Annotated in this window: 21 protein-coding genes and 1 pseudogene; 15 read left to right on the top strand and 7 right to left on the bottom strand. The window is 59.8% G+C overall.

The annotated features are described in order from the left end of the window. Positions 1-330 precede the first annotated feature (330 nt). From pgi to F8N80_RS28205, 5 genes are all read left to right on the top strand, one after another. The gene (gene pgi, locus F8N80_RS28225) at positions 331-1995 is read left to right on the top strand and encodes a glucose-6-phosphate isomerase (RefSeq protein WP_150748290.1); all 1665 of its coding nucleotides are present in this window, start codon (positions 331-333) and stop codon (positions 1993-1995) included. Between the two features lie 192 nt (positions 1996-2187). Then, complete coding sequence (gene acs / locus F8N80_RS28220; RefSeq protein ID WP_150785187.1) at positions 2188-4125, top strand: acetate--CoA ligase; 1938 nt, start codon at positions 2188-2190, stop codon at positions 4123-4125. A gap of 315 nt (positions 4126-4440) precedes the next feature. Next, complete coding sequence (locus F8N80_RS28215; RefSeq protein WP_150785186.1) at positions 4441-5457, top strand: class I SAM-dependent rRNA methyltransferase; 1017 nt, start codon at positions 4441-4443, stop codon at positions 5455-5457. Positions 5458-5551: 94 nt separating this feature from the next. Next, complete coding sequence (locus F8N80_RS28210) at positions 5552-8503, top strand: DUF748 domain-containing protein (RefSeq protein ID WP_150785185.1); 2952 nt, start codon at positions 5552-5554, stop codon at positions 8501-8503. Beyond that, positions 8503-8799 (top strand): DUF2845 domain-containing protein, encoded by a 297-nt coding sequence (locus tag F8N80_RS28205; RefSeq protein WP_150747777.1) that lies wholly within the window; start codon positions 8503-8505, stop codon positions 8797-8799. Before F8N80_RS28210 ends, F8N80_RS28205 begins: the two co-directional genes overlap by 1 nt. A gap of 282 nt (positions 8800-9081) precedes the next feature. Here F8N80_RS28205 and F8N80_RS28200 read toward each other — a convergent pair whose 3' ends face one another. Together F8N80_RS28200 and F8N80_RS28195 are read right to left on the bottom strand one after the other, a co-directional pair. Then, positions 9082-9435: a BON domain-containing protein gene (locus tag F8N80_RS28200; RefSeq protein ID WP_150747744.1), complete on the bottom strand. Its 354-nt coding sequence runs from the start codon at positions 9433-9435 to the stop codon at positions 9082-9084. Between the two features lie 299 nt (positions 9436-9734). Then, positions 9735-10148, bottom strand: coding sequence for a pilin (locus F8N80_RS28195; protein ID WP_150785184.1), 414 nt, complete (start codon positions 10146-10148; stop codon positions 9735-9737). Between the two features lie 226 nt (positions 10149-10374). Here F8N80_RS28195 and pilB point away from each other — a divergent pair, with 226 nt between their 5' ends. The 5 genes from pilB to yacG are packed head-to-tail and all read left to right on the top strand — an operon-like array spanning position 10375 to position 14986. Beyond that, complete coding sequence (gene pilB / locus F8N80_RS28190; RefSeq protein WP_150747746.1) at positions 10375-12075, top strand: type IV-A pilus assembly ATPase PilB; 1701 nt, start codon at positions 10375-10377, stop codon at positions 12073-12075. A gap of 2 nt (positions 12076-12077) precedes the next feature. After that, on the top strand, positions 12078-13295 hold the full coding sequence (locus F8N80_RS28185; protein ID WP_150747747.1) for a type II secretion system F family protein: 1218 nt from the start codon (positions 12078-12080) through the stop codon (positions 13293-13295). Between the two features lies 1 nt (position 13296). Continuing rightward, a complete protein-coding gene (locus F8N80_RS28180; RefSeq protein WP_150747748.1) occupies positions 13297-14169 on the top strand; it encodes a prepilin peptidase in 873 nt (290 codons plus the stop codon). Continuing rightward, entirely contained in the window at positions 14166-14789 is a 624-nt protein-coding gene (gene coaE, locus F8N80_RS28175; RefSeq protein ID WP_150747749.1) for a dephospho-CoA kinase, read from the top strand. The genes F8N80_RS28180 and coaE overlap by 4 nt, the downstream gene beginning before the upstream one ends. Next, positions 14786-14986: a DNA gyrase inhibitor YacG gene (gene yacG / locus F8N80_RS28170; protein WP_150747750.1), complete on the top strand. Its 201-nt coding sequence runs from the start codon at positions 14786-14788 to the stop codon at positions 14984-14986. The genes coaE and yacG overlap by 4 nt, the downstream gene beginning before the upstream one ends. 70 nt (positions 14987-15056) lie before the next feature. Here the strand turns inward: yacG and F8N80_RS28165 are convergent, their stop codons facing one another. Continuing rightward, positions 15057-15752: an energy-coupling factor ABC transporter permease gene (locus F8N80_RS28165; RefSeq protein WP_150785183.1), complete on the bottom strand. Its 696-nt coding sequence runs from the start codon at positions 15750-15752 to the stop codon at positions 15057-15059. 76 nt (positions 15753-15828) lie between these two features. After that, a complete protein-coding gene (locus F8N80_RS28160; RefSeq protein ID WP_150747752.1) occupies positions 15829-16761 on the bottom strand; it encodes a LysR family transcriptional regulator in 933 nt (310 codons plus the stop codon). Positions 16762-16881: 120 nt separating this feature from the next. Here F8N80_RS28160 and F8N80_RS28155 point away from each other — a divergent pair, with 120 nt between their 5' ends. Beyond that, positions 16882-17124 carry a DUF2790 domain-containing protein gene (locus tag F8N80_RS28155; RefSeq protein ID WP_150747753.1) on the top strand — a complete coding sequence of 81 codons (243 nt, stop codon included), beginning with the start codon at positions 16882-16884 and terminating at the stop codon, positions 17122-17124. An 8-nt stretch (positions 17125-17132) separates the two neighbouring features. On the opposite strand, the gene F8N80_RS28150 is transcribed toward F8N80_RS28155, so the two are convergent. The 3 genes from F8N80_RS28150 to F8N80_RS28140 are packed head-to-tail and all read right to left on the bottom strand — an operon-like array spanning position 17133 to position 21002. After that, entirely contained in the window at positions 17133-18401 is a 1269-nt protein-coding gene (locus F8N80_RS28150; protein ID WP_150747754.1) for an OprD family porin, read from the bottom strand. Between the two features lie 16 nt (positions 18402-18417). Beyond that, positions 18418-19638, bottom strand: a complete 1221-nt coding sequence (locus F8N80_RS28145; RefSeq protein ID WP_150747755.1) for a benzoate/H(+) symporter BenE family transporter — start codon at positions 19636-19638, stop codon at positions 18418-18420. Beyond that, a complete protein-coding gene (locus F8N80_RS28140) occupies positions 19635-21002 on the bottom strand; it encodes an aromatic acid/H+ symport family MFS transporter (protein ID WP_150747756.1) in 1368 nt (455 codons plus the stop codon). The genes F8N80_RS28145 and F8N80_RS28140 overlap by 4 nt, the downstream gene beginning before the upstream one ends. Positions 21003-21251: 249 nt before the next feature. Here F8N80_RS28140 and F8N80_RS28135 point away from each other — a divergent pair, with 249 nt between their 5' ends. The 4 genes and pseudogenes from F8N80_RS28135 (at position 21252) to F8N80_RS28120 (ending at position 23606) form a co-directional block, all read left to right on the top strand. Beyond that, complete coding sequence (locus tag F8N80_RS28135; RefSeq protein ID WP_047533376.1) at positions 21252-21878, top strand: DUF1780 domain-containing protein; 627 nt, start codon at positions 21252-21254, stop codon at positions 21876-21878. A 25-nt stretch (positions 21879-21903) separates the two neighbouring features. Next, positions 21904-22020: pseudogene (locus F8N80_RS28130) on the top strand (MOSC domain-containing protein); the annotation flags it as partial. Between the two features lie 53 nt (positions 22021-22073). Then, entirely contained in the window at positions 22074-22247 is a 174-nt protein-coding gene (locus F8N80_RS28125; protein ID WP_008028730.1) for a DUF3094 domain-containing protein, read from the top strand. Between the two features lie 60 nt (positions 22248-22307). Continuing rightward, positions 22308-23606: an NAD(P)/FAD-dependent oxidoreductase gene (locus F8N80_RS28120; RefSeq protein ID WP_150785182.1), complete on the top strand. Its 1299-nt coding sequence runs from the start codon at positions 22308-22310 to the stop codon at positions 23604-23606. The last annotated feature ends 136 nt before the right edge of the window (positions 23607-23742 follow it).

Raw genomic sequence — 23742 nt, 5'->3', positions numbered from 1 at the left:
TTCGCGAGCAGGCTCGCTCCCACAGGGGTTCTGCGTCGGTTTCCCTATCGCATTCCTGCCTTTGAAGCCTTCGGGCCAGTGCCGGTCCAGGTCGCCCGATCGAACCGAAGCCTGCCTCCCCCTCCGTCTGTCGGACCGTTCCTCGGTTCGATGTTAAAAAAGTACCGGAAACAGGTCAGACAAAGCCAAGACAGATCATCGCGCGGGAGTTACTGTATTCGCCCTGCGCCATGAAATCGTGTCGACGCAGTTGACCGGACCGCCCACCCACAGCGTTCCGCGATTTTTAGTGTTCAAAAGGCCGTTCAAGTAAAAAGGAAACCCGCAGCGATGGCGTACTACCGCACTCCTCACGATGTGACCGCTCTGCCCGCCTGGCAAGCGTTGAATGACCACCGCCAAGCCATGCAGGATTTCAGCATGCGCGAAGCCTTTAATGCCGATCCGCAGCGCTTTACTCAATTCACCCTCAGCAGCTGTGGTCTGTTTCTCGACTATTCGAAGAACCTGATCAACACCCAGACCCGCAACCTGCTGGTGGGCCTGGCCAACGAAGTCGACCTCCAGGGCGCGATCAAAGCGCTGTTCGACGGCGAAATTGTCAACTCCTCGGAAGGTCGTCCGGCCTTGCACACCGCCCTGCGCCGCCCGGTGGGCGACAAGCTGTCGGTCAACGGCGTCAACGTGATGCCGGAAGTGCACAAGGTACTGAACCAGATCACCGACCTCGTGGGCCGTATTCACGATGGCCTGTGGCGTGGTTACACCGAGAAGCCGATCACCGACGTGGTGAACATCGGCATCGGTGGCTCCTTCCTCGGCCCGGAGCTGGTCTCCGAAGCGCTGCTGTCCTACGCGCAGAAAGGCGTGCGCTGCCACTACCTGGCGAACATCGATGGCAGCGAGTTCCACGAACTGACCCTGAAGCTGCGCGCCGAGACCACGCTGTTCATCGTCTCGTCGAAATCCTTCAACACCCTCGAAACCCTGAAGAATGCTCAGGCCGCACGTGCCTGGTACCTGGCTCAAGGTGGCTCGGAGGCCGAGCTGTATCGTCACTTCATCGCCGTATCCAGCAACAACGCTGCGGCCGTGGCGTTCGGTATCCGCGAAGAAAACATCTTCCCGATGTGGGATTGGGTCGGCGGGCGTTACTCCCTGTGGTCGGCCATCGGCCTGCCGATTGCCCTGGCCATCGGCATGTCGAACTTCAAGGAACTGTTGTCCGGCGCCTACACCATGGACCAGCACTTCCAGAGTGCGCCATTCGATCAGAACATGCCGGTGCTGCTGGCTTTGCTCGGCGTCTGGTACGGCAACTTCTGGGGCGCGCAGAGCCATGCGATCCTGCCGTACGACCACTATCTGCGTAACATCACCAAACACTTGCAACAGCTGGACATGGAGTCCAACGGCAAGAGCGTCCGTCAGGACGGCACTCCCGTGTCCACCGACACCGGTCCGGTCATCTGGGGTGGCGTGGGTTGCAACGGCCAGCACGCCTATCACCAGTTGCTGCACCAAGGCACCCAGCTGATCCCGGCCGACTTCATCGTGCCGATCGTCAGCTACAACCCGGTGTCCGACCATCACCAGTGGCTGTACGCCAACTGCCTGTCCCAAAGCCAGGCGCTGATGCTCGGCAAGAACCGCACCGAGGCAGAAGCCGAATTGCGTGCCAAGGGCATGAGCGAAGAAAACGTACAGAAAATCGCACCGCACAAGGTGATTCCGGGCAACCGTCCGAGCAACACCCTGGTGGTCGAGCGCATCAGCCCGCGTCGTCTCGGCGCGCTGGTGGCGATGTACGAACACAAAGTCTTCGTGCAAAGCGTGGTCTGGGGCATCAACGCCTTCGACCAGTGGGGCGTGGAGCTGGGCAAGGAGCTGGGCAAAGGCGTCTACAACCGCCTGGTCGGCAGCGAAGAAACCCCGGCTGACGATGCTTCCACCCAAGGCCTGATCAACTACTTCCGCGGTCGTCACCGCGGGTGATTTGACGCCACCTCCTGTAGGAGCGAAGCTTGCTCGCGAAAAACGATGACTCGGTGTACTTGATACACCGAGTCGTCTGCTTCGCGAGCAAGCTTCGCTCCTACAGGGGGGGCTTGTTTTCGGGTCTTGAACCCGCCTTCCACTCGGCGCATCTTTATTACTTGTTTACCAAAACAAGAATAAGGAACCGTCATGTTCGATATCAGCACGTTCCCCCAAGCCGATGCCGTCCGCCGGGCTGCTCAATTAGGTCAAGACGACTACCAGCGCCTGTACCGTCAATCCATCGAGCACCCCAGCACCTTCTGGGCCGAACAGGCCACTCGCTTTCTCGATTGGAGTGCGCCTTGGGATACCGTCCAGCGTTACAACCTGAAAACCGGTGAGGCGAGCTGGTTCGCCGGCGGGAAGCTGAACGTCAGTTACAACTGCATCGACCGTCATCTGGAAAAGCGCGGCGATCAGATCGCAATCATCTGGGAAGGCGACGACCCCGCCGAGTCCGCACAGATCACCTACAAAAAATTGCATCACAACGTCTGTCGCCTGGCCAATGTGCTCAAAAGCCGTGGCGTGAAGAAAGGCGATCGGGTGTGCATCTACATGCCGATGATCCCCGAAGCGGCCTATGCCATGCTCGCCTGCACGCGGATCGGTGCGGTGCATTCGGTGGTGTTTGGTGGTTTTTCCCCGGACTCGGTGCGCGACCGTATTCTTGACGCCGACTGCCGCACCGTGATCACCGCCGATGAAGGCGTGCGCGGCGGTAAAGTCGTGCCGCTCAAGCAGAAGGTCGACAAGGCGCTGCAAAGTTGCCCGAACGTCAGCACGGTCATTGTGGTCGAGCGCACCCAGGGCGAGGTTGACTGGGTCGAAGGTCGCGATCTGTGGTATCACCAGGCGCTGCGCGACGTCAGCGACGATTGCCCGCCTGAACCGATGGACGCCGAAGACCCGCTGTTCATCCTCTACACCTCCGGCAGCACCGGTAAACCCAAAGGTGTGCTGCACACCACGGGTGGCTATCTGCTGCAGGCGGCGATGACCTTCAAGTACGTGCTCGACTACCGCGACGACGAGGTGTTCTGGTGCACCGCCGACGTCGGCTGGGTCACCGGCCACAGCTACATCGTCTACGGTCCGCTGGCCAACGGCGCCACCACCCTGATCTTCGAAGGCGTACCCAGCTACCCGAGCAGCTCGCGCTTCTGGCAGGTCATCGACAAACACCACGTGAACATCTTCTACACCGCACCGACCGCCCTGCGCTCGCTGATGCGCGAAGGTCTCGCCCCCTTGAAGGAAACGTCCCGCGCGAGCCTCAGATTACTCGGCAGTGTCGGTGAGCCGATCAACCCGGAAGCCTGGGAATGGTATTTCAATGCCGTCGGCGAGCAGCGTTGCCCGATCGTCGACACCTGGTGGCAGACCGAAACCGGCGGCATCATGCTCAGCCCCCTGGTCAGCGCCCAACGAATCAAACCCGGCTGCGCCACGCAACCGATGTTCGGCGTACAGCCGGTGCTGCTTGACGACGTGGGCAAGGAGATCAAGGGCGCCGGCAGCGGCGTGCTGGCGATCAAATCCAGCTGGCCGGCACAGATTCGCAGTGTCTACGGTGACCCGCAACGGATGGTCGACACCTACTTCAAGCCTTACCCCGGCTATTACTTCACCGGCGACGGCGCACGGCGCGACGAAGACGGCGACTACTGGATCACCGGACGTATCGACGACGTGATCAATGTTTCCGGACACCGCATCGGCACCGCCGAAGTGGAAAGCGCCCTGGTGCTGCATGACAGCATCGCCGAAGCGGCGGTGGTCGGTTATCCCCACGACGTCAAGGGCCAGGGGATCTATGCCTTCGTCACCCCCATGAATGGTACCGAGCCCAACGACGAACTGAAGAAAGAATTGCTGGCGCATGTCAGCGAGGAAATCGGCAGTTTCGCCAAACCGGACTTGATCCAGTGGGCCCCGGCGTTGCCGAAAACCCGTTCGGGCAAGATCATGCGGCGGATTCTGCGCAAGATCGCCTGCAACGAGCTGGACACTTTGGGCGACACTTCGACCCTGGCTGATCCCGGCGTGGTTCAGGAGCTGGTCGATAAACGCCTGAACCAGTAACGTGGTGCGCGGTTTCCCCCTGTAGGAGCGAGCGGTGCGGCGATCCGACTTGCCCGCGAAGAGGCCGGCACATTCAACAGTGATGTGGACTGATCCGACGCTTTCGCGGGCAAGCCTCGCTCCTACAGGGGGTAATTCTGTAGGAGCGAGGCTTGCCCGCGAAAAACGCAAGGACGACACGTGCTGACTGATGCTGCGCGTATCTCTGACGTCCATCGCGAGCAATCGAGCGTCGACCCGGCTGCTCCTACAGGTTCTTCTCTTGTATAGCTGTTAAACTCCCGCGCCCGAATTCCCTCCTGCAAGGCGCCCAGCATGTCTTCCTTGAATCAGGCGCTGCGCGCCGCCCTCGATCATCGCCAGGACCTGCTCGCCGAGCTGCACCAGCAAGGCACCGATTGCTATCGGCTGTTCCATGGCAGCCAGGAAGGCGCTGGCGGCCTGACAATCGACCGTTATGGCCCGCAACTGCTGGTGCAAAGCTTTCACCAGTCCTTGACGCGGGATGCCCTGCTGCAGTTGCACGACACCATCAATCAGCACCTCGGCCTCGACACCCTGCTGGTGTACAACGACCGCTCCGGGGGTAACTCGCGCATCGACCGCGAAGACACGGTCTACCGCGCCGATGAAGCCGCCCTGCGAGACCTGATCGGCCATGAATGGGGCCTGAACTATAGGGTTCGCGGTCGCCATGCAGGCCAGGACCCACTGCTGTTCCTCGACCTGCGCAACACCCGCGGCTGGGTCAAGGAGCACAGCCAAAACAAAACGGTGCTGAACCTGTTCGCCTATACCTGCGGCGTCGGTTTGAGCGCCGCAGCCGGTGGCGCCAGCGAGGTGTGCAACCTGGACTTCGCCGAAGGCAACCTGGCGGTCGGTCGCGAGAATGGCTTGCTCAATCCGCAACTGCCAGGCATGCGGTTCATCCAGTCCGACTACTTCCCGGCGATCCGGCAGTTGGCCGGCCTGCCCATCAGCCAGCGCCGCGGGCAGAAACTGCCGAGTTATCAGCGCCTGGAACCGCGCCAGTACGATCTGGTGCTACTGGATCCGCCGGCCTGGGCCAAGAGCGCGTTCGGCACCGTCGACCTGCTGCGCGACTACCAGAGCCTGCTGAAACCGGCGCTACTGACCACCGCCGACGATGGCGTGCTGATCTGCTGCAACAACCTGGCAAAAGTCAGCATGGACGACTGGCGCGAGCAGGTTTTGCGGTGTGCCGAGAAAGCCGGGCGGCCCGTGCGTGAGTGGACAGTGATGAAACCGGGTGGCGATTTTCCGTCCATGGATCAACAGCCGCCGCTGAAAACGCTGATCCTGCAGCTCTGAGATCAAAGCAATAAGGTAAAACAAATCCTCCAAAGCGCAGTGCCTTCGGAACCAGAATCGCGTGCCATACTCCAAGGCACTCCGATTCAGACAAATGAAGCCGCACATGTCCAAAGGATTGATTCGCGCCATTGGCGCCCTGTTGACCGCGCTGGCCCTCTACAGCCTGCTGGGGTTTCTGATTTTGCCGGGTATCGCGTTGCGAGTGGCCAACCAGCAACTGGCCAATTACGCGACGACGCCCGCCACGCTGACGCGGATCGAACTCAACCCGTTCAGCCTCGAGGTGACACTTTGGGGCCTGGTCATCGGTGAGCCGGGCAAGGAACAGGTCGGCTTTGGGCGGCTGTACGCCAATCTGCAGATCGACAGCCTCTGGACCAAGGCGCTGCACCTGTCCGATATCGAACTGGACAAACCCAAGACCGAAATCCTTTTCGGCAAGGACGGCAAGCTCAATCTGCTGGGACTGTTCAAGCTGCCCGCCAGCGAGCCCACCCCGGCCGACCCGAACGCCAAACCGTTCCCCCTGCGGGTCGAGCGCATCAAACTGGCCGGCGGCTACGTGCACTTCCAGGATGCACGGCCGAGCGAGCCCATCGAATTCCTCTACGACAAACTCGATTTCGAACTGAAGAACCTCAGCACCCTGCCCGAAGACAGTGCCGACATGACGTTGGTGGCCATCGGCCCGGGAGGTGGACAGCTCGACTGGACCGGCAACTTCAGCCTGATCCCGCTTGCCTCCGAAGGTAAGCTGAAGATCACCGACGGCAAGATGAAATCCTTTTGGCCCTATGTGCGTGACGCTGTGCCACTGGTGCTCGAAGAGGGCGTCGTCAACCTCAGCACCGACTATAAGCTCAACTTGTCCAAGGAAACCGAACTGCTGCTGAGCAATCTCGCCGTCAGCGTCGCACCTTTCGCCATCAAGGCCCCGGACGGACGACCACTGGCGAAGCTCGAACGACTGGACGTCAGCGAAACCACCGTCGACCTGGCCAGGCAACAAGTGGTAGTCGGCAAGATCCGCAGCCGGAAACTGGAAACCTGGGCCGCCCTTGAAGCCGATGGGCAACTTGACTGGCAGAAACTGTTCGCCAGCCAACCGTCCAAAGCGGCCACCAAGGCCAACGCCGAACCGGCCAGCACCCCGGCGGCCGCCGATTCACCGAAACCCCAACCGGCGCCAGCGAGCAAACCCTGGCAAGTACTGCTCAAAGACGTTCAGCTGCGCAATTACCAGGTGCATCTGGCTGACCGCAAGGCGCAACCGCCCGTGGCCCTGGACGTCGGCCCGCTGAACCTGGACCTGCAGAACTTCGACAGCCTCAATGGCTCGCCCTTCAACCTCAAGCTCGACACGGGCGTGGGCAAGCAAGGCAAGCTCATGGCGGACGGCGAGGTCAATCTGGCTCCGGTCAGCGCCAGGCTGAAGGTGCAAACCAAGGACGTCGACCTGCGGGTCGCGCAGTCCTACATCACCCCCTTCATTCGCCTCGAACTGCGCAGCGGCATGCTCTGCAGCGATCTGGCGGTCGACTTGAAAAGCACCGAGCCGCTGGCGTTCAGCGTCACCGGCCGCGCCCAGGTCGATCAGTTGCATACCCTCGACACCCTGAAAACCCGCGACTTCCTCAAGTGGCAGCAACTGGTGCTCGAAGGTCTGAACTACCAGCACGGCGACAGCCTGTCGATCGACAAGGTGAACCTGTTCCAGCCCTATGTGCGCTTCATGATCAACGACGACCGCACCACCAACGTCGATGACCTGCTGATCCCGCAACCGCCTGACGCCGGCACAAAGACCGCCGCCGCCAAGCCCGCCGGTAAGGACAAACCACTGGGCATCCATATTGGCGGCATTGCCATCAATGACGGCTCGGCGAACTTCGCCGACTTCAGCCTGACCCCGAACTTCGCCACTGCCATTCAACAGCTCAACGGACAGATCGGCACCATCGACAGTCGCCAGGCGAAACCGGCCAGTGTCGACATCAAAGGCAAGGTCGACCGCTATGCACCGGTGACCATCAAGGGTTCGGTCAACCCGTTCGACCCGATGGCCAGCCTCGACATCGCCACCAGTTTCAAGCGGGTGGAACTGACGACCCTGACGCCCTACTCCGGCAAATTCGCCGGCTATCGCATCCGCAAGGGCCGGCTCAATCTCGATCTGCATTACCGGATCACCAAAGGCCAGCTCAAGGCTGAAAACAAGGTGGTGGTCGAACAACTGCAACTCGGTGAAAAAGTCGACAGTCCGGATGCGGTGAGCCTGCCGTTGAAACTCGCCATCGCGCTGCTCAAGGACGTCGACGGCAAGATCTCCATCGAGCTGCCGGTGACCGGTGACCTGAACAACCCGCAGTTCAGCGTCATGCCTATCATCTGGCAGACGCTACGCAACCTGGTCGTCAAGGCCGCCGCGGCGCCATTCAAGATGATTGGTGGCCTGGTCAGTGGCGGTGGTTCGCAAGATTTGGGCACGGTCGCGTTTGCGCCGGGTTCAAGCGACCTGAGCAAGGACGCCGAGGGTTCGTTGATCAAACTGTCCCAGGCGCTCAAGGAGCGTCCGGCCCTGCGCCTGGAGATCGAGGGTACTGCCGCGCAAAGCAGTGATGGCCCGCTGATTGCCGAGCAACGCCTGGAACGGGAATACAAGTACAACTACTATAAAATGCTGCAGCGCCGCGGTGACAAGGTGCCGGCTAAAGCCTCGCTGGTGGAAGTACCGGACAGCGAGAAAGGTCCGCTGCTCGAAGGTATTTACCGCACACGCCTGAAGACTCAGCCCCCCGCCGAATGGAAGGACCTGGGCAAGGAAGAACGCACCGCGAAAATGCGTGAGGGCGTGATCCAGTTCTGGAGTTCCAGCGACGTGTTGTTGCGGCAGCTGGGTCAGGATCGCGCCAGCAGCATCAAGGACTATCTGGTCGACAAGGCTCAGTTGGCCGACGAGCGCGTGTACTTCATCGACGCCAGCCTGGGTCAGGCGGAAAGCGACGGTCGGGTGATTACGCCACTGCACCTGGATGCCGAATGATGCGCAGACGATTGCTGACAGGCCTGACCCTGGCGCTGGCAGCGAGTCATGCCTGCGCCGCGGATACCCTGCGCTGCGGCAGTCAATTGGTCAGCGTCGGTGACAGGTCCGGCGAGGTGGTGCACAAATGCGGTGAACCGGTCAGCCGCGATGTGTTGGGCTATAAACGCAGCGCCGACCGACGGGAAGAGTTCCAGGTCGAGGAATGGACCTACGGGCCAAACGGCGGGATGTACCAGTACTTGCGGTTTGAAGGTAATCGCTTGATGCAGATCACCAGCAAGCGCGGTAATTAGGCACGACATAAATCTTTGTAGGAGCAAGCTTGCTCCGGGCGGCGTTCCGACGATGAGGCCCTAACATTCAACATTTGCATTGACTGTTACACCGCTATCGCGAGCAAGCTTGCTCCTAAAGTTGTTGTGTGTCGCTCACAATAGAACAGGCCCCGGACACGAATGTCCGAGGCCTGTAACGGCCACATCCTTGTGGCCTTTCGCATGAACTCTAAGTTGCGGCAGACGTATGACTCGGCTCGTCTACCGCGCCTTCTCCCGGTTCAGGCGAGAAGTCTTGCCTTACTCGGCTTTCAGGCCGTCAGCGGAGACCGCTTGGACGCCTTTGATTTTCTTGGCGATAGCCACTGCGGTGGCTTTCTGTGCGTCGGTCACGGCAACGGTCGACGACAGGGAAACAACACCTTTGTTGGTTTCGACCTTGATGTCAGTACCAGGAATGCCTTTTTCGGTGACCAGGTCTGCTTTGACTTTGGTAGTGATCCAGGTATCGGAAGTAGCTTCTGTGGCTTTGGTCATCTCACCGGCGGCCAGCACCATGGGTGCTTGAGTGGCTTGAGTCTGGGCAAATGCAGTGTTGGCCAGGGTCAGGGTCAGCGCGGTAGCAGCAGCGGCAGCGATAGCGAACTTCTTCATACGAGTAACTCCTGTTTTTTCATAAAGTCTGCTGCGTGTCTTGTCAGCAGGGTTACCGGGTATGTTGCGAACGCTGTGCCAACTTTGAGATAGCTATTAAGTCGTTATAAATCAATAAGTTAAAAAAACTGACTATTTTCGAAATCATGCAAATTGCATGACATTGAAATTTTCTACATGCAAGTTGCGGGTTTTCCGGTAGGCCTAACGCCATGAATTTTGGGGATTTTTTCCCAGTGATTTTGAACCGTAGGCAAAAAAAAACCCCGCCTCATCGAGACGGGGTATGGATACCTAAATCAGGACTTACCAGTACAGCCTTTAGGCGCATATTCTTGTTCAACTTCGGTGGTGCAAGCCCAGCCATTCGTCGAGCGCGTTAGCGTGATCTTCTTGCCTAATACCGGCGCGGGCGCGTTTGCTATCTCGCAAATAATTGTGCCCGCACCACTAGTGGCTGTTCCAGAAGCAGTTAGTGCGCAATTTGAGGTTGGGCTAACTCCGCCAATTGCCGTCACATCTGCCGGGCTGGTTCCGTTATTCATAAGCTCTTCAAACGGCACTTTCAACGCCGAAATCTCCGCCAGGCCTGCCGTCACCTTAGCTCGCGCCTGATATTTCGAGTAAGCCGGCAGCGCAAACGTCGCCAAAATCCCGATGATCGCCACAACGATCAGCAATTCAATAAGCGTAAAACCTTTCTGATTATTCATAGACAAGCTCCATGCATGAGTCGAAGTCTCATGATCTGAACCGGCTGTAGCACAGTCCATGCCAAGCGCTTCAACCCCGGTTGTCCGGGGGGTGAGAGCAACGCAGCGCCCTTTCCTACCCTCAGGATCCGCACTTTCTGACAATTATTGTCACCTGCGCCCCACTGGTTTGGCTCCGCCGCTTGACTAGGCTATAAGTCATGCATTTTTTGTGTCCGGTATCCCCATGAATGACATCGCCCTTAGCGGCCTGGCCAAGCAATTGGTCCTGGCCGAACTGCTCACTGACAAAAGCGCGCAACTGGCGTATCAGCAAGCCCGGCGCAACCGGATTTCTCTGGTCAGCTACCTGGTGCAAAACAAACTGGTGAAAAGCCGTCAGGTTGCCGAGATTGCCTCGGAGCACTTTGGCATGGCCCTGCTGGACCTCAATTGCCTGGACAAGGAAACCCAACCCAGGGGCCTGGTCAGCGAGAAACTGATCCGCCAGCACCACGCCCTGCCCCTCTGGCGACGCGGCAACAAATTGTTCGTGGGGGTTTCCGATCCGACCAATCACCAGACCATCAACGATATCCAGTTCAGCACCGGGCTCAGTACCGAAGCCATTCTGGTCGAAGACGAAAAACTCACGGCAGCGATCGAGAAGTTCTTCGACAGCCACAGTACCGGCCTGGAAGACATGGCCGACGTTGACCTCGATGGCTTGGACATCGAGTCGATCGATGACAACAATCAGGACGCCATCGCCGGACAGGATGCCGATGACGCGCCCGTGGTGCGTTTCGTCCACAAGATGTTGCTCGATGCGATCAAGAGCGGTTCTTCCGACCTGCATTTCGAGCCCTACGAAAAAACCTACCGCGTGCGGATGCGCACCGACGGCATGCTGCGTGAAGTCGCCAAACCGCCGATTCAACTGGCCAACCGCATCGCTTCGCGGCTGAAAGTCATGGCCAGCCTCGACATCTCCGAACGACGCCGGCCTCAGGACGGGCGGATCAAGATGCGCCTGTCCAGGAGCAAGTCCATCGACTTCAGGGTCAACACCCTGCCGACCCTGTGGGGCGAGAAAGTGGCGATCCGGATCCTCGATCCGTCCAGTGCGCAAATGGGCATCGATGCGCTTGGCTACGCGCCCGACCAGAAAGATTTGTACATGGCCGCTCTCAAGCAGCCACAGGGAATGATTCTGGTCACCGGACCCACCGGTTCAGGCAAGACCGTGTCGCTCTACACCGGCCTGAATATCCTCAACACCGTGGACATCAACATCTCCACGGCCGAAGACCCGGTAGAGATCAACATGGAGGGCATCAACCAGGTCAACGTCAACCCCAAGCAGGGCTTGGGTTTCGCCCAGGCGCTGCGCTCGTTTCTGCGTCAGGATCCGGACGTCATCATGGTCGGCGAAATCCGCGACCTGGAAACGGCGGAGATCGCCATCAAGGCCGCCCAGACCGGGCACCTGGTGCTGTCGACCCTGCACACCAACAGCGCCGCCGAAACCCTGACCCGCCTGCACAACATGGGCATCCAGGGCTTCAATATCGCCACCTCGGTGAGCCTGATCATCGCTCAGCGCCTGGCGCGCAAATTGTGCAGCCATTGCAGGAGACCGATCGAGATTCCCCGGGAGGCGTTGCTCAAGGAGGGTTTCCCCGCGGAACGCATCGGCTCGTTCACGATCTATGAACCGGTCGGTTGCGATCACTGCAACGGCGGTTATAAAGGGCGCGTAGGGATTTATGAAGTGGTGAAGAACACGCCCGAGTTGCAACGGCTGATCATGGCCGAGGGCAACTCACTGGAAATCGATACCCAGATGCGTAAAGACGGGTTCAACGACCTGCGTACTTCCGGGCTGATCAAGGCCATGCAGGGCATCACCAGCCTTGAAGAAATCAATCGGGTCACCAAGGACTGAACATGGCGGTCAAAGCAGCAAAAATCAGCGTGTATGCCTGGGAAGGCACGGACAGGAAAGGTTCGAAAATGACCGGCGAACTCAGCGGTCAGAATCCGGCGCTGATCAAGGCGCAGTTGCGTAAACAAGGGATCAATCCCGGCAAGGTGCGCAAGAAATCCGCCTCGATCTTCAATCTGGGCAAACGCATCAAGGCCCAGGACATTGCCCTGTTCACCCGGCAGATGGCGACCATGATGAAAGCCGGCGTGCCGCTGTTGCAATCGTTCGACATCATCGGCGAAGGCTTCGATAACCCGGCCATGCGCAAACTGGTGGACGAAGTGAAACAGGAAATCGCGGCGGGTAACAGCTTTGCCGCGGCGTTGCGCAAGAAGCCCCAGTATTTCGATGAGCTCTACTGCAATCTGGTCGATGCCGGCGAACAGGCCGGCGCTCTGGACACCCTGTTGGAACGGGTAGCGACCTACAAGGAAAAGAGCGAAAGCCTCAAGGCGAAGATCAAGAAAGCCATGACCTACCCGCTCGCCGTGGTGTTTGTCGCGATCATCGTGACCGCGATTCTGCTGGTCAAGGTGGTGCCGCAGTTCGAGTCGGTGTTCAAGGGGTTTGGCGCCGAACTGCCGGCCTTCACCGTCATGATCATCGGCCTGTCGAAGTTCATGCAGGACTGGTGGTGGGTGATGCTCGGCGGACTGATCGCAGCGGTCTTCGGCCTGCGACACGCCTTCAAGACGTCACAAGGCTTTCGGGACCGGACGGACACCTGGCTGCTGAAACTGCCGTTGATTGGCACGCTGATGTACAAATCCGCCGTGGCCCGTTATGCCCGTACGCTGTCGACCACCTTCGCCGCCGGCGTGCCGTTGGTCGAGGCACTGGAGTCAGTGGCGGGTGCGACCGGCAACATCGTGTTCAAGCGTGCCGTGCTGCGCATCAGGCAGGACGTGTCGACCGGCATGCAGCTGAATTTTTCCATGCGCTCCTCCGGCATCTTTCCGAACATGGCGATCCAGATGACGGCCATTGGCGAAGAGTCCGGGGCACTGGACGACATGCTCGACAAGGTCGCGGGTTTCTACGAGGACGAAGTGGATAACATGGTCGATAACCTCACCAGCCTGATGGAACCGTTCATCATGGTGGTACTGGGGGTTGTCGTCGGTGGCCTGGTGGTTGCGATGTACCTGCCCATTTTCCAACTCGGCTCTGCGATCTGACATGCCCTTGAACGAAATTCTGACTGTCTATCCACTGGCCTTCGTCGTCATTGCAGCAGGGGTCGGCCTGCTGGTCGGCAGCTTCCTCAATGTAGTGACCTGGCGCCTGCCCAAAATGCTCGAGCGTGAGTGGCGAGGGCAGGCCCATGACATTCTGGGTTTGCCTGAGGAAACGCCCCAGCCGGTTTACAACCTGCTAATGCCCCACTCTCAGTGCCCGCACTGTGGCCACCGGATTCGGGCCTGGGAAAACATTCCAGTGCTCAGTTTTGCGTTTCTACGAGGTCGATGTTCAAGCTGCAAGACGCCGATCAGCAAACGCTACCCGTTGACCGAACTGGCCTGCGGCCTGCTGTCGGCGTTCATCGCCTGGCACTTCGGGTTCGGTTGGCCTGCGTGCATGGCATTTGTCCTGAGCTGGGGCCTGTTGGCCATGAGCCTGATCGACGCCGAGCACCAGCTATTACCGGATGTGCTGGTGCTACCACTGATGTGGCTCGGATTGATCGTCAACAGTTTCGGCCTGTTCGTGCCGTTGCAGGAGGCGTTGTGGGGCGCGATAGCCGGCTACACGGCGCTGTGGTCGGTGTTCTGGCTGTTCAAGCTGATCACCGGCAAGGACGGCATGGGCCACGGTGATTTCAAGTTGCTGGCGATGCTCGGCGCCTGGGGCGGCTGGCAGATCCTGCCCCTGACCATCCTGTTGTCATCCCTGGTGGGCGCCGTTATCGGCGTGATCTTACTGCGCATGCACAACGCGAAAACCTCGACGCCGATGCCTTTCGGACCCTATCTGGCGATTGCCGGCTGGATTGCCTTGCTCTGGGGTGGTCAAATAACCGACTTCTATTGGCAGTTTGTCGGTTTGAAATGAATACCTTTGTGGAAAAACCCTGGATTCTCGGCCTGACCGGCGGCATTGGCAGCGGCAAAAGCGCCGCGGCCCAGCACTTCATCGATCTGGGCGTGCACCTGGTGGACGCCGACCATGCGGCGCGTTGGGTGGTGGAACCGGGGCGTCCGGCCCTGGCGAAGATCGCCCAACACTTCGGCCCCGGCGTGTTGCAAGCGGACGGGCAACTGGATCGCGCGGCGCTGCGCAAACTGATCTTCGAAGTGCCGGAAGAACGGTTGTGGCTCGAAGCGCTGCTGCATCCGCTGATCGCTACAGAAATCGCCGACCATCTGGGCAAGGCACAATCGCCTTACGCGATTCTGGTTTCGCCGCTGCTGATCGAGTCCGGGCAATACGCCATGACCCAACGGGTCCTGGTAATCGATGCCCCCGAACAGCTACAGATCGAACGCACCCTGCAGCGTGACCAGACCAGCGAACAACAGGTCCATGCGATCCTCAAGGCCCAGTCCAGCCGCCAGGATCGCGTGAGCCATGCCGACGATGTGGTGGTCAACGACCGCGACCTCGCCTGGCTGCACAGCGAGGTCGAACGCCTGCATCACTTTTACCTTACTTTGCGTGGAGGCCAGTCATGAGCCAACCCCCAACCGTCGATTGCCCAACCTGCGGCGCCCCTGTCGAATGGAGCCCCGAAAGCAAATTCCGGCCGTTCTGTTCGGACCGTTGCAAGCTGATCGACCTGGGCGCCTGGGCGTCGGAAGAACACAAGATTCCGGTGGCCCCCGATGCCGAGGACGAGTTGTTCAGCGGCGACTTCGATCCGCGTCACTGATCGCGATCATCAGGGCCGCATAAAGCGGTAGTCCAGACCATGATCGAGGCTCTCGGCGAGAAACTGCAATTCATCCGCCAGATCCTCGATCGTCGTCCTTCCAGGGCGCCGAAAGATAACGCGTGCGATTGAAGGTCTCGAGCCACTCGGGACAGAACACCACCAGCGCGCTGACCACCATGCCGTTGATGAACGCCTCCGGGAAAATGATCAGCCACAGGTAACCGACAAAGTCTTCCAGCCAATAGGGCATGGCAAAACGTTCGTCGAACCACAGCAACCACAGCGCCAGCAGCAGACACAGCAACGCTGACAGCGCCGCTGCAAAAAAACCGGAAACGAAGATATACACAAAGGGATTACGCGGCTGTGCTCGCTCCACCAGGATCGCGCAGCATTCGGTAACCAGCACCGGCAGCAGAATCAACAGCGCACCATTGCCCCCCATCGCCGCCAGATCCTGGCGCCCGAGCAGCACCAATCCCGCCTGTGCGACCAACCCGCCGACAATCGCCAGCGGCCAGTCGAGCAACAGGGTCACGGCGGTCATGCCGATAAAGTGGTAGGACACTCCGGTATCGAAGTCTCGCCGCACCAGCCAGAGCATGAACAGCGCGAATACCGTACCGAACAACAGATGCTGGCGTCGACTGTCGCTGAACAACTCGACCCACGGTGCTCGCGCAACGGCCCAGATCAGCACCGGTCCATAGATCAACAACCCCACCGTGAGGGTTTCAGGTGACAGCAGCTCGGCGCCGATCATGGCTGGGCATACTCCCTTGTCTTGCCGAAAGAGAACAGGCCCTCAGTCTACACCGCCCTTCGCATGCTCTTCGACTTCAGGCCCAATGCCGCGGATCGTCCATCACCGCCTCGTGCTCGGCGAACAGTTTGGGCAATTCAGCCTTGAGAAAGTCCACCCAGGTCCGAACCTTGGCATCGAGAAATCGCCGTGACGGGTACAGCGCGTACACCTTGCGTTGACGGGGGCGCCAGGCCGGCAGCAAACGCAACAAGGTGCCATCGCTAAAGGGGCGCGATGCGATATAGAACGGAATCAGGCTGATTCCCATGCCGGCCTCCGAGGCCTTGACCATCGATTCGGCGACGTTGCACTGAAAGGTCTTCGCCGGGCTGACCGCCTGTTCGCCATGCTCGTCCTGGAAGACCCAATCATCGCCGTACAACGGGTCGAGCATGCGCAGGCACTGATGCTCGTTCAGCGCCAGCGGTGTATGGGGCACGCCACGCCGTTGCAGGTACGCCGGGGAGGCGCAGGGCACGCTGTAGATCTGTCCGATGGCCTGGGCGACCAATTGCGAATCGGCCAGTTCATGGGCGATCGAAATCACCACATCGTGCCCTTCCTCCAGCGGATCGGGATTGCGCTGCGACAGGGTCAGTTCGAACACCACATCCGGGTAAAGCTCGCTGTAACGGGCGATCAATGGCGTGATCAACACGCCCAGGCCATTCATGCTGTGCACCCGCAGCCGTCCGCTCGGTTTGAGATGAGCGCCGCGCGCCTCTGCCGTTGCCTCCTCCATTTCTTCGAGTATTTGCCGACTGCGCAGCAGGAAGCGTTCTCCGGCCTCGGTCAGGCTCAACCGCCGCGTGGTGCGTTGCAGCAAGCGCGCCTGCACATGCTGCTCCAGATCCGCCACCAGTCGCGACACTTGCGCGGTCGACAGGTCCAGCGCATCGGCGGCAGCGGTAAAACTTGCGCAGTCCACCACGCGGACGAACACCCGCAAGTTATTGAGCAGATCCATGGGCCCTCCGGGGCGAAGATTGTTACGTTTCCTGTAAGGCTGCATCAAGCACAGGCCTCTTTATCCGGCGAGGGCAAAGACTAGAATTCAGGTATCGGATTCAACACGGAGCACGGAAAAATGAAAACCCTGATCAGCCTGTTTCTGACCCTTGTCGCCACCTCGGCCATGGCCGCCGGCAACGAGCCGGCCGCCACCCCGTACAACCCGGCGGAGCCACTGGACATTGCCGAAGTGATTTCAGTGTCCGACACCGCAACCGCCTGCGACGTTGTGCCAGCGACTATGGTCTACATCGATCATCAGGGCCAGACCCATCGCGTGACGTATCAAGTGATGGGCAACTGCATGAGCAATCTGTGATCGCTGCTTTATAGCAACGTCCACGTATAGCTGAGGATCAAACGGTTCTCATCGATGTCACTCCGGTAGTTGGAACGCGCCATCACATTGCGTACGCGGATACCCAGGCCCTTGAGGCTGCCGCTCTGCAGCACATAGCCGAGATCGAGATCACGTTCGCGATCCTTGCCTTCAAAACCCAGGCCGGTATCGACATTGCTGCCGGTGATGTAGCGCACAGTACTGGTCAGCCCCGGCAGGCCAAGGGCCGCGAAATCGTAGTCGTAACGCGCCTGCCAGGAGCGCTCATCGGTGTAGGCAAACTCGTAGGTCGGCACTTCGTTGCCCAGCGGACTGATATTGGCAAAGACCCGCGGGAAGGCGCTGTCACCGAACATGCCCTGATAACCCAGATAAAACGTGTGGCCGCCGCGTTTGGCCGACAGCAGGGAGAAGAACGCCTGGTTGTCGATATTGCCCAGCAGCTTTTTGCCGTCTTCGCGCGAATCGTAATAACCGAGGTTGGCGCCCAGGGTCCAGTTGCCCAACGGTTGGCTGTGCTTGAGGCCGAGAAAGCGCTGGTTATAGATATCTTCCAGTTGCCCGAACCAGGCGCCGACCGAGGTGCGCTTGTCGTTGAAGGCGTAATCGGCGCCGGCGAAGTTGAAGCCATCGCTGCTGACCTGGCGCTGCGGTATATGACCGAGCATGGCTTGCATCTTTTCGTCGCCGGCCTCGTTGCGCAGGCTGGTGGACCTCAAGTGGCCGCCTTGCATGGTCAGGCCATCGATCTCGTTCGAGCTGATACTTGCGCCCTGATAGCTGGGCGGCAGCAGACGGATATCACTGAAGGCCAGCACCGGCACGTTGGGTTGCAATTCACCCACCTTCAGTTCGGTCTTGGAGTAGCGCACCTTCAACGCGCCTTCCAGTCGGCTGTAATCATTCGCCGCACGGCCGTCATCCTGCACCGGCAGCAAACCGGTATTGACCCGGTCCGGGCTGCTGTCGAGTTTGAGGCCGAGCAGGCCGATGACATCCACACCAAAACCGACCGGGCCTTGGGTGTAACCGGACTTGACGTTGAGGATGAAGCCCTGTGCCCACTCTTCGGCCTTCGATTGCCGGTTGGCGCCGACGATGTCGGAAAAGTCCCGGCTGAAGTAGTAATTGCGCGCTTGCAAGGTCGCCGTGGTGTCTTCGATGAAACCGCCCTCGGCGGCCATCGCACCAGCGGCGAAACTCGAGACGACAGCCATGGACAACGCTGAACCGGTTGCTGGGAGAATCTGTTTCATCGTTTTTCTCTTGTTTTTATTGATCGACAGGTTGAAGTGCTTCAGCCGCAGCGATTTCGCTGCGAGGAACAGGACGACGGGCGTTTAACAGCACGTGGGTGACCATGCCGAAAATCAGCCCCCAAAATGCAGCGGACAACCCCAACAACGACATGCCCGACGCGGTGGTGAGAAAGGTCACCAGCGCCGCTTCGCGATCCTTCGGTACGGCCATGGCACCGGCCAACGCCCCGGCAATCGCGGCGAACAGCGCCAGCCCGGCCAGGGCTGCGATCAGTTCTTTGGGGAACGCCGAAAACAGTGAAACCAGGGTGGCGCCGAAGATCCCCAGCACCAGGTAACACAGGCCACCCACGACACCGGCCACATAGCGTTGGCCGGGATTTTCATGGGCCTCGCGGCCGGTGCATATGGCCGCGGTGATCGCCGCCAGGTTCAGCCCATGACAACCGAACGGTGCCAACAGCGCCGTGCCCAACGCACTGCTGGCGATGATCGGGCCGGCCGGCGTCGAGTAACCGCTGGCCCGCAGCACTGCCATGCCGGGTACAAACTGGCCGGTCAGCGCCACCATCACCAGGGGCAAGGCAATGTTCAGGGTCGCGCTCAGGCTGAACGTCGGGGTGATCCACACCGGCGTGGCAAAACCGATCACCAGCGCTTCACGGTGCAGATCCCCGGCAAGCAAGGCGAGCAAACACCCCACCAGCAGCACCATCAACACCGCATAACGCGGCATCACCCGCTTGCAGACCAGGTAGGTGGCAAACATCGCCAGCACCAGCAACGGTTTGCCCTGCAAAGAGACGAACAACCCGGTGCCGAAGCTGAACAGAATCCCCGCCAGCATCGCGGCCGCAATGGCCGCGGGCAGTTTGCCGATGATCCGGTCAAACGCCCCGGACACCCCGACCAGAAAGATAATCAGGCTGCTGACCAGGTAAGCCCCCACCGCCTCCGGCATCGAGATCCCGGGCAACAACGCCACCAGCAACGCCGAACCCGGCGCCGACCACGCGATGATCACCGGTACGCGATAACGCAGGCTCAGGCCGATTCCGAGCACGGCGCTGCCGATGGAAATCGCCCAGACCCAGGACGACAACACTTCTCGCGAGAGGTGTGCGGTCTCGGCAGCCTGGAAGATGATCACCAACGGGCCGGCGTAGGAAATCACCGTGGCGATAAATCCGGCGACTGCCGCCGACAGGGAAAAGTCCTGGAATAACGCTTTCATGAAACTTCGCCGACAGTCCCGTCAGGCGATCCTTGCTGCGAGCCCGATAGTGCTTGCCGGGCACTGCGCCGACTGCTGATGGCGAACACGGTCATGGCAATCGCGGCCACTGCACCGGGCAAGGCAAAGGCCATGAAGTTCAGTTGCAGCGGCAGGTTGATCCCGAGCAAGGCACCGCCCAGCAGCGGTCCGACGATGGCGCCGTTGCGCCCGATGCCCGACGCCCACCCCAGGCCGGTGGAGCGAATGGTCATGGAGTAGAACTGCGCAGCGCAGGCGTACAACAGGATCTGCGAGCCGATGGTGGTAGCCCCGGCAATGGCGATCAGCAAGTACAGCACCGGCATCGGGCTGTTGAATCCCAGCAAGGTGATCGATACGGCGGCACCGGCGAAGAACACCGCCAACACCCGCGGCAAGTTGAGTTTGTCACCCAGCACACCACCGCCCACCGCGCCGAAAATGGCACCGAAGTTGAGTACCAGCAGGAACGACAGACTCGAGCCCAGGCTGTAACCGGCGTTGGCCATCAGTTTCGGCAGCCAGGAACTCAAGGCATAGACCATCAGCAAGCAGCAGAAAAAGGCCAGCCACAGCATCAGCGTACGCAGCGCTCGGCCCTCGCGGAACAGTTGCAGTACCGGAGCACCAGTACCTTTCGCGTCGCTCATGTGCAGTTGATCGCCGGTTTGCGCGACGTAAGCCGGATCAATCCGCTGCAGGATGTCGCGCGCCTCTGCATTGTGCCCCTGGCGCAGCATGAAACCCACCGACTCGGGCAGGAAGTACATGATCAAGGGCAACAACAGCAACGGCAGCACCGCCACGTAGAACACCGATTGCCAGCCAAAACTCGGGATCAGCACGATACCAAGCCCCGCCGAAAGCATGCCGCCCACCGAATAACCGCTGAACATGATCGCCACCAGCGTGCTGCGGATTTTCTTCGGCGCGTACTCGTTCATCAGTGCCACGACGTTGGGCATTACCCCGCCAATACCCAGGCCGGCGATAAATCGGCAAATGCCAAACTCGGTGGGGTTGCGGGCAAATCCGTTGAGGACGGTAAAACCGCTGAAGAGCATCACACATATCGTGATGGCTTTTTTGCGGCCGATCCTGTCCGACAGCGGGCCGAAAAACAGCGCGCCGAACATCATTCCGAACAGTGCATAACTGCCCAGTGCGCCCGCTTGCAGGGGACTGAGCCCCCACTCTTTCATCAGCATCGGCAGCACTACGCCGTAGATCACCAGATCGTAACCATCGAAGATGATGATCAGGGCACACCAGAACAGCACCATCCAGTGAAAACGGTTGAATCGTGCGTTGTCGATAACCTCATGTACGTCGATCTTGCGCATGGCATCTATCTCTTGTTGTTGTTTTTAAGAGCGTCGGTAACACGGCTAACGTCCGTATAGCCGAGGGTAAAGATGCCAGGCATGGGGCAATATCCACTTCGCGCAGATCGCTATCCGTTTTGTGCAATGCCCTGAACCGGGCGCGGGATGAATGTGTGGCGGGCATGGCGCCGCAGATCCGGCAGATTTCTGACCTTCTGCGACAAACTGTCTTCTTTGCGATCGCATTTGAACGCTAAGCTTGGGCTTATGGATGATTCAGATTATTTACGCCTGCTGACCATTGCGGCCGAGCAAGCCAATGCGTTTCTCTCCAATGCCCGCAAATGGGAGCGTGAGCGTTGGGTGTGCCAGCGCCTGTTGCAGGGCCTGAACATTCCCTACCGCGCCGACGAGTTCGCACCGGCCGGCGAGCCGCCGGACGTGCTGTTCCGTGACGCCAGTTTCGAGGTGTTCTTCGTCCTCGACGAAGGCCGGCGCCTCAACGACGAGTGGCGCGATGAACTGCAACGCCGACGCAGCGCGTTTTCCCTGAGCCAACTGGTAAGGCGCGAGGCCAAACCCCGACGCATTCCGGCCAACGAATTCTTGCTGAGACTGGCGCCAACCTTGCGCAAAAAAGCGCACAACTACAAAGAGCGCGGCATGGACCTGGGGGACCTGGACATTATTGCCTTCGCCAGCCTCAAGCGCGAAGTGCTGGACCTCAACAGTCATTTCCCGCCGCCTACCGAGTATCTGCGGCAAGGCTGGCGTTCGTTGTCGCTGGTCGGTCCTACGTTCGCACGGGTGTTGTTCGCGCACCCGGATGCGCCGGATTTCCTGCGCAGCAATTTGGGTCGCAGCATTGTGTTCGACGTCGGGATCAGCCTGTGAGTCCGATGCAGGAATTGATTGCCGACGCGGACATGGCGCAATCACTGCCCGGGTGATACAAAGTGGAATCATTCGCCTGGACGATACGGTGCGCGTCGAGCCCATCCCAGACAGCGGCTATGCTCCGTTCAACGTGGGGTAAAACCCTCTTGTAGCTTCTAAACATTTAGCAACGTCTACCTGACGAGGCCCGAAATGACCAGCCGCCTGAACCCCGACGACCAAAAGCATGTCGAAGAGTACCTGCACCTGTCCCAGCACCGAGTCGAGCGCCGGCCTTTTCGGCCGTGGATGCTCCTGGTGGTGGTATTGGCAGTGACCATTGGTTTAGGCCTGTTGAGCCGATTTATCAGTTACCTGACGCTATGAGCTGCCTCGCGCTCGCTCGGGTAATTGCACCGATTTCTTTTAGCCTTGCGAGATATCCCCATGACTCATCGTATTGTCATCGTTGGCGGCGGCGCCGGCGGTCTGGAGTTGGCTACCCGTCTGGGTAAGACTCTGGGCAAGCGCGGCACGGCCAGTGTGATGCTGGTCGACGCGAACCTGACCCATATCTGGAAACCGCTGTTGCACGAAGTGGCGGCCGGTTCCCTGAACTCTTCCGAAGACGAACTCAACTATGTGGCCCAGGCAAAGTGGAACCACTTCGAGTTCCAGCTGGGACGCATGAGCGGGCTTGATCGCGCACAGAAGAAAATCCAGCTGGCCGCGACCTATGACGAAGCCGGCGTGGAGCTGGTCCCGGCCCGTGAACTGGGCTACGACTCGCTGGTCATTGCCGTTGGCAGCACCACCAACGATTTCGGCACCCAGGGCGCGGCGCAGCATTGCCTGTTCCTTGACACCCGCAAGCAGGCCGAGCGCTTCCATCAGCAATTGCTCAACCACTATCTGCGCGCCCACGCCGGGCAAACCGACACGGTCGAGCAGATCAGCGTCGCCATCGTCGGTGCCGGCGCCACCGGGGTCGAACTGGCCGCCGAGCTGCACAACGCCGCCCATGAACTGGCGGCCTATGGCCTGGACCGGATCAAGCCGGAAAACATGCACATCACCCTGATCGAAGCCGGGCCACGGGTGCTGCCTGCGCTGCCGGAACGGATTGGCGGGCCGGTGCATAAAACCCTGGAAAAACTCGGGGTCAATGTGATGACCAATGCGGCCGTCAGCGAAGTGACGACCGATAGCCTGATCACCGCCGACGGCAAAGTGATCAACGCCAGCCTGAAAGTCTGGGCAGCCGGGATTCGCGCACCGGGTTTTCTCAAGGACATCGATGGCCTGGAAACCAATCGCATCAATCAACTGCAAGTGTTGCCAACCCTGCAAACCACCCGCGACGAAAACATCTTCGCCTTCGGTGACTGCGCAGCCTGCCCGCAACCGGGCACTGATCGCAATGTGCCGCCACGCGCCCAGGCTGCTCATCAGCAAGCTTCGCTGCTGGCAAAATCATTGAAATTGCGCATCGAAGGCAAGGCAATGCCGGAGTACAAGTACACCGACTATGGCTCGCTGATCTCGCTGTCGCGTTTTTCGGCTGTGGGTAACTTGATGGGCAACCTGACCGGCAGCGTGATGCTCGAAGGTTGGCTGGCACGGATGTTTTATGTGTCGCTGTACCGTATGCATCAGATGGCACTGTATGGCGCGTTCCGCACGGCAATGCTGATGCTGGGCAGCAAGATCGGACGCGGGACGGAGCCTCGCCTCAAGCTGCACTGACACACATCCACTGTGGGAGATTCTATGGTTGAGGGGAAGCCTCAACCTGCTTTCGGTTGGTATTCGCTCTGCCCTTTCAGTAGGGCGAATACGATTCGAGCGAGTTTGCGAGCCAGTATCACCAGTGCTTGCGTGG

The organism is Pseudomonas fluorescens, assembly GCF_902497995.1.
GTDB classification, from domain to species: Bacteria; Pseudomonadota; Gammaproteobacteria; order Pseudomonadales; family Pseudomonadaceae; genus Aquipseudomonas; species Aquipseudomonas fluorescens_BK.
This window is presented reverse-complemented; position numbering and strand designations above follow the sequence as displayed.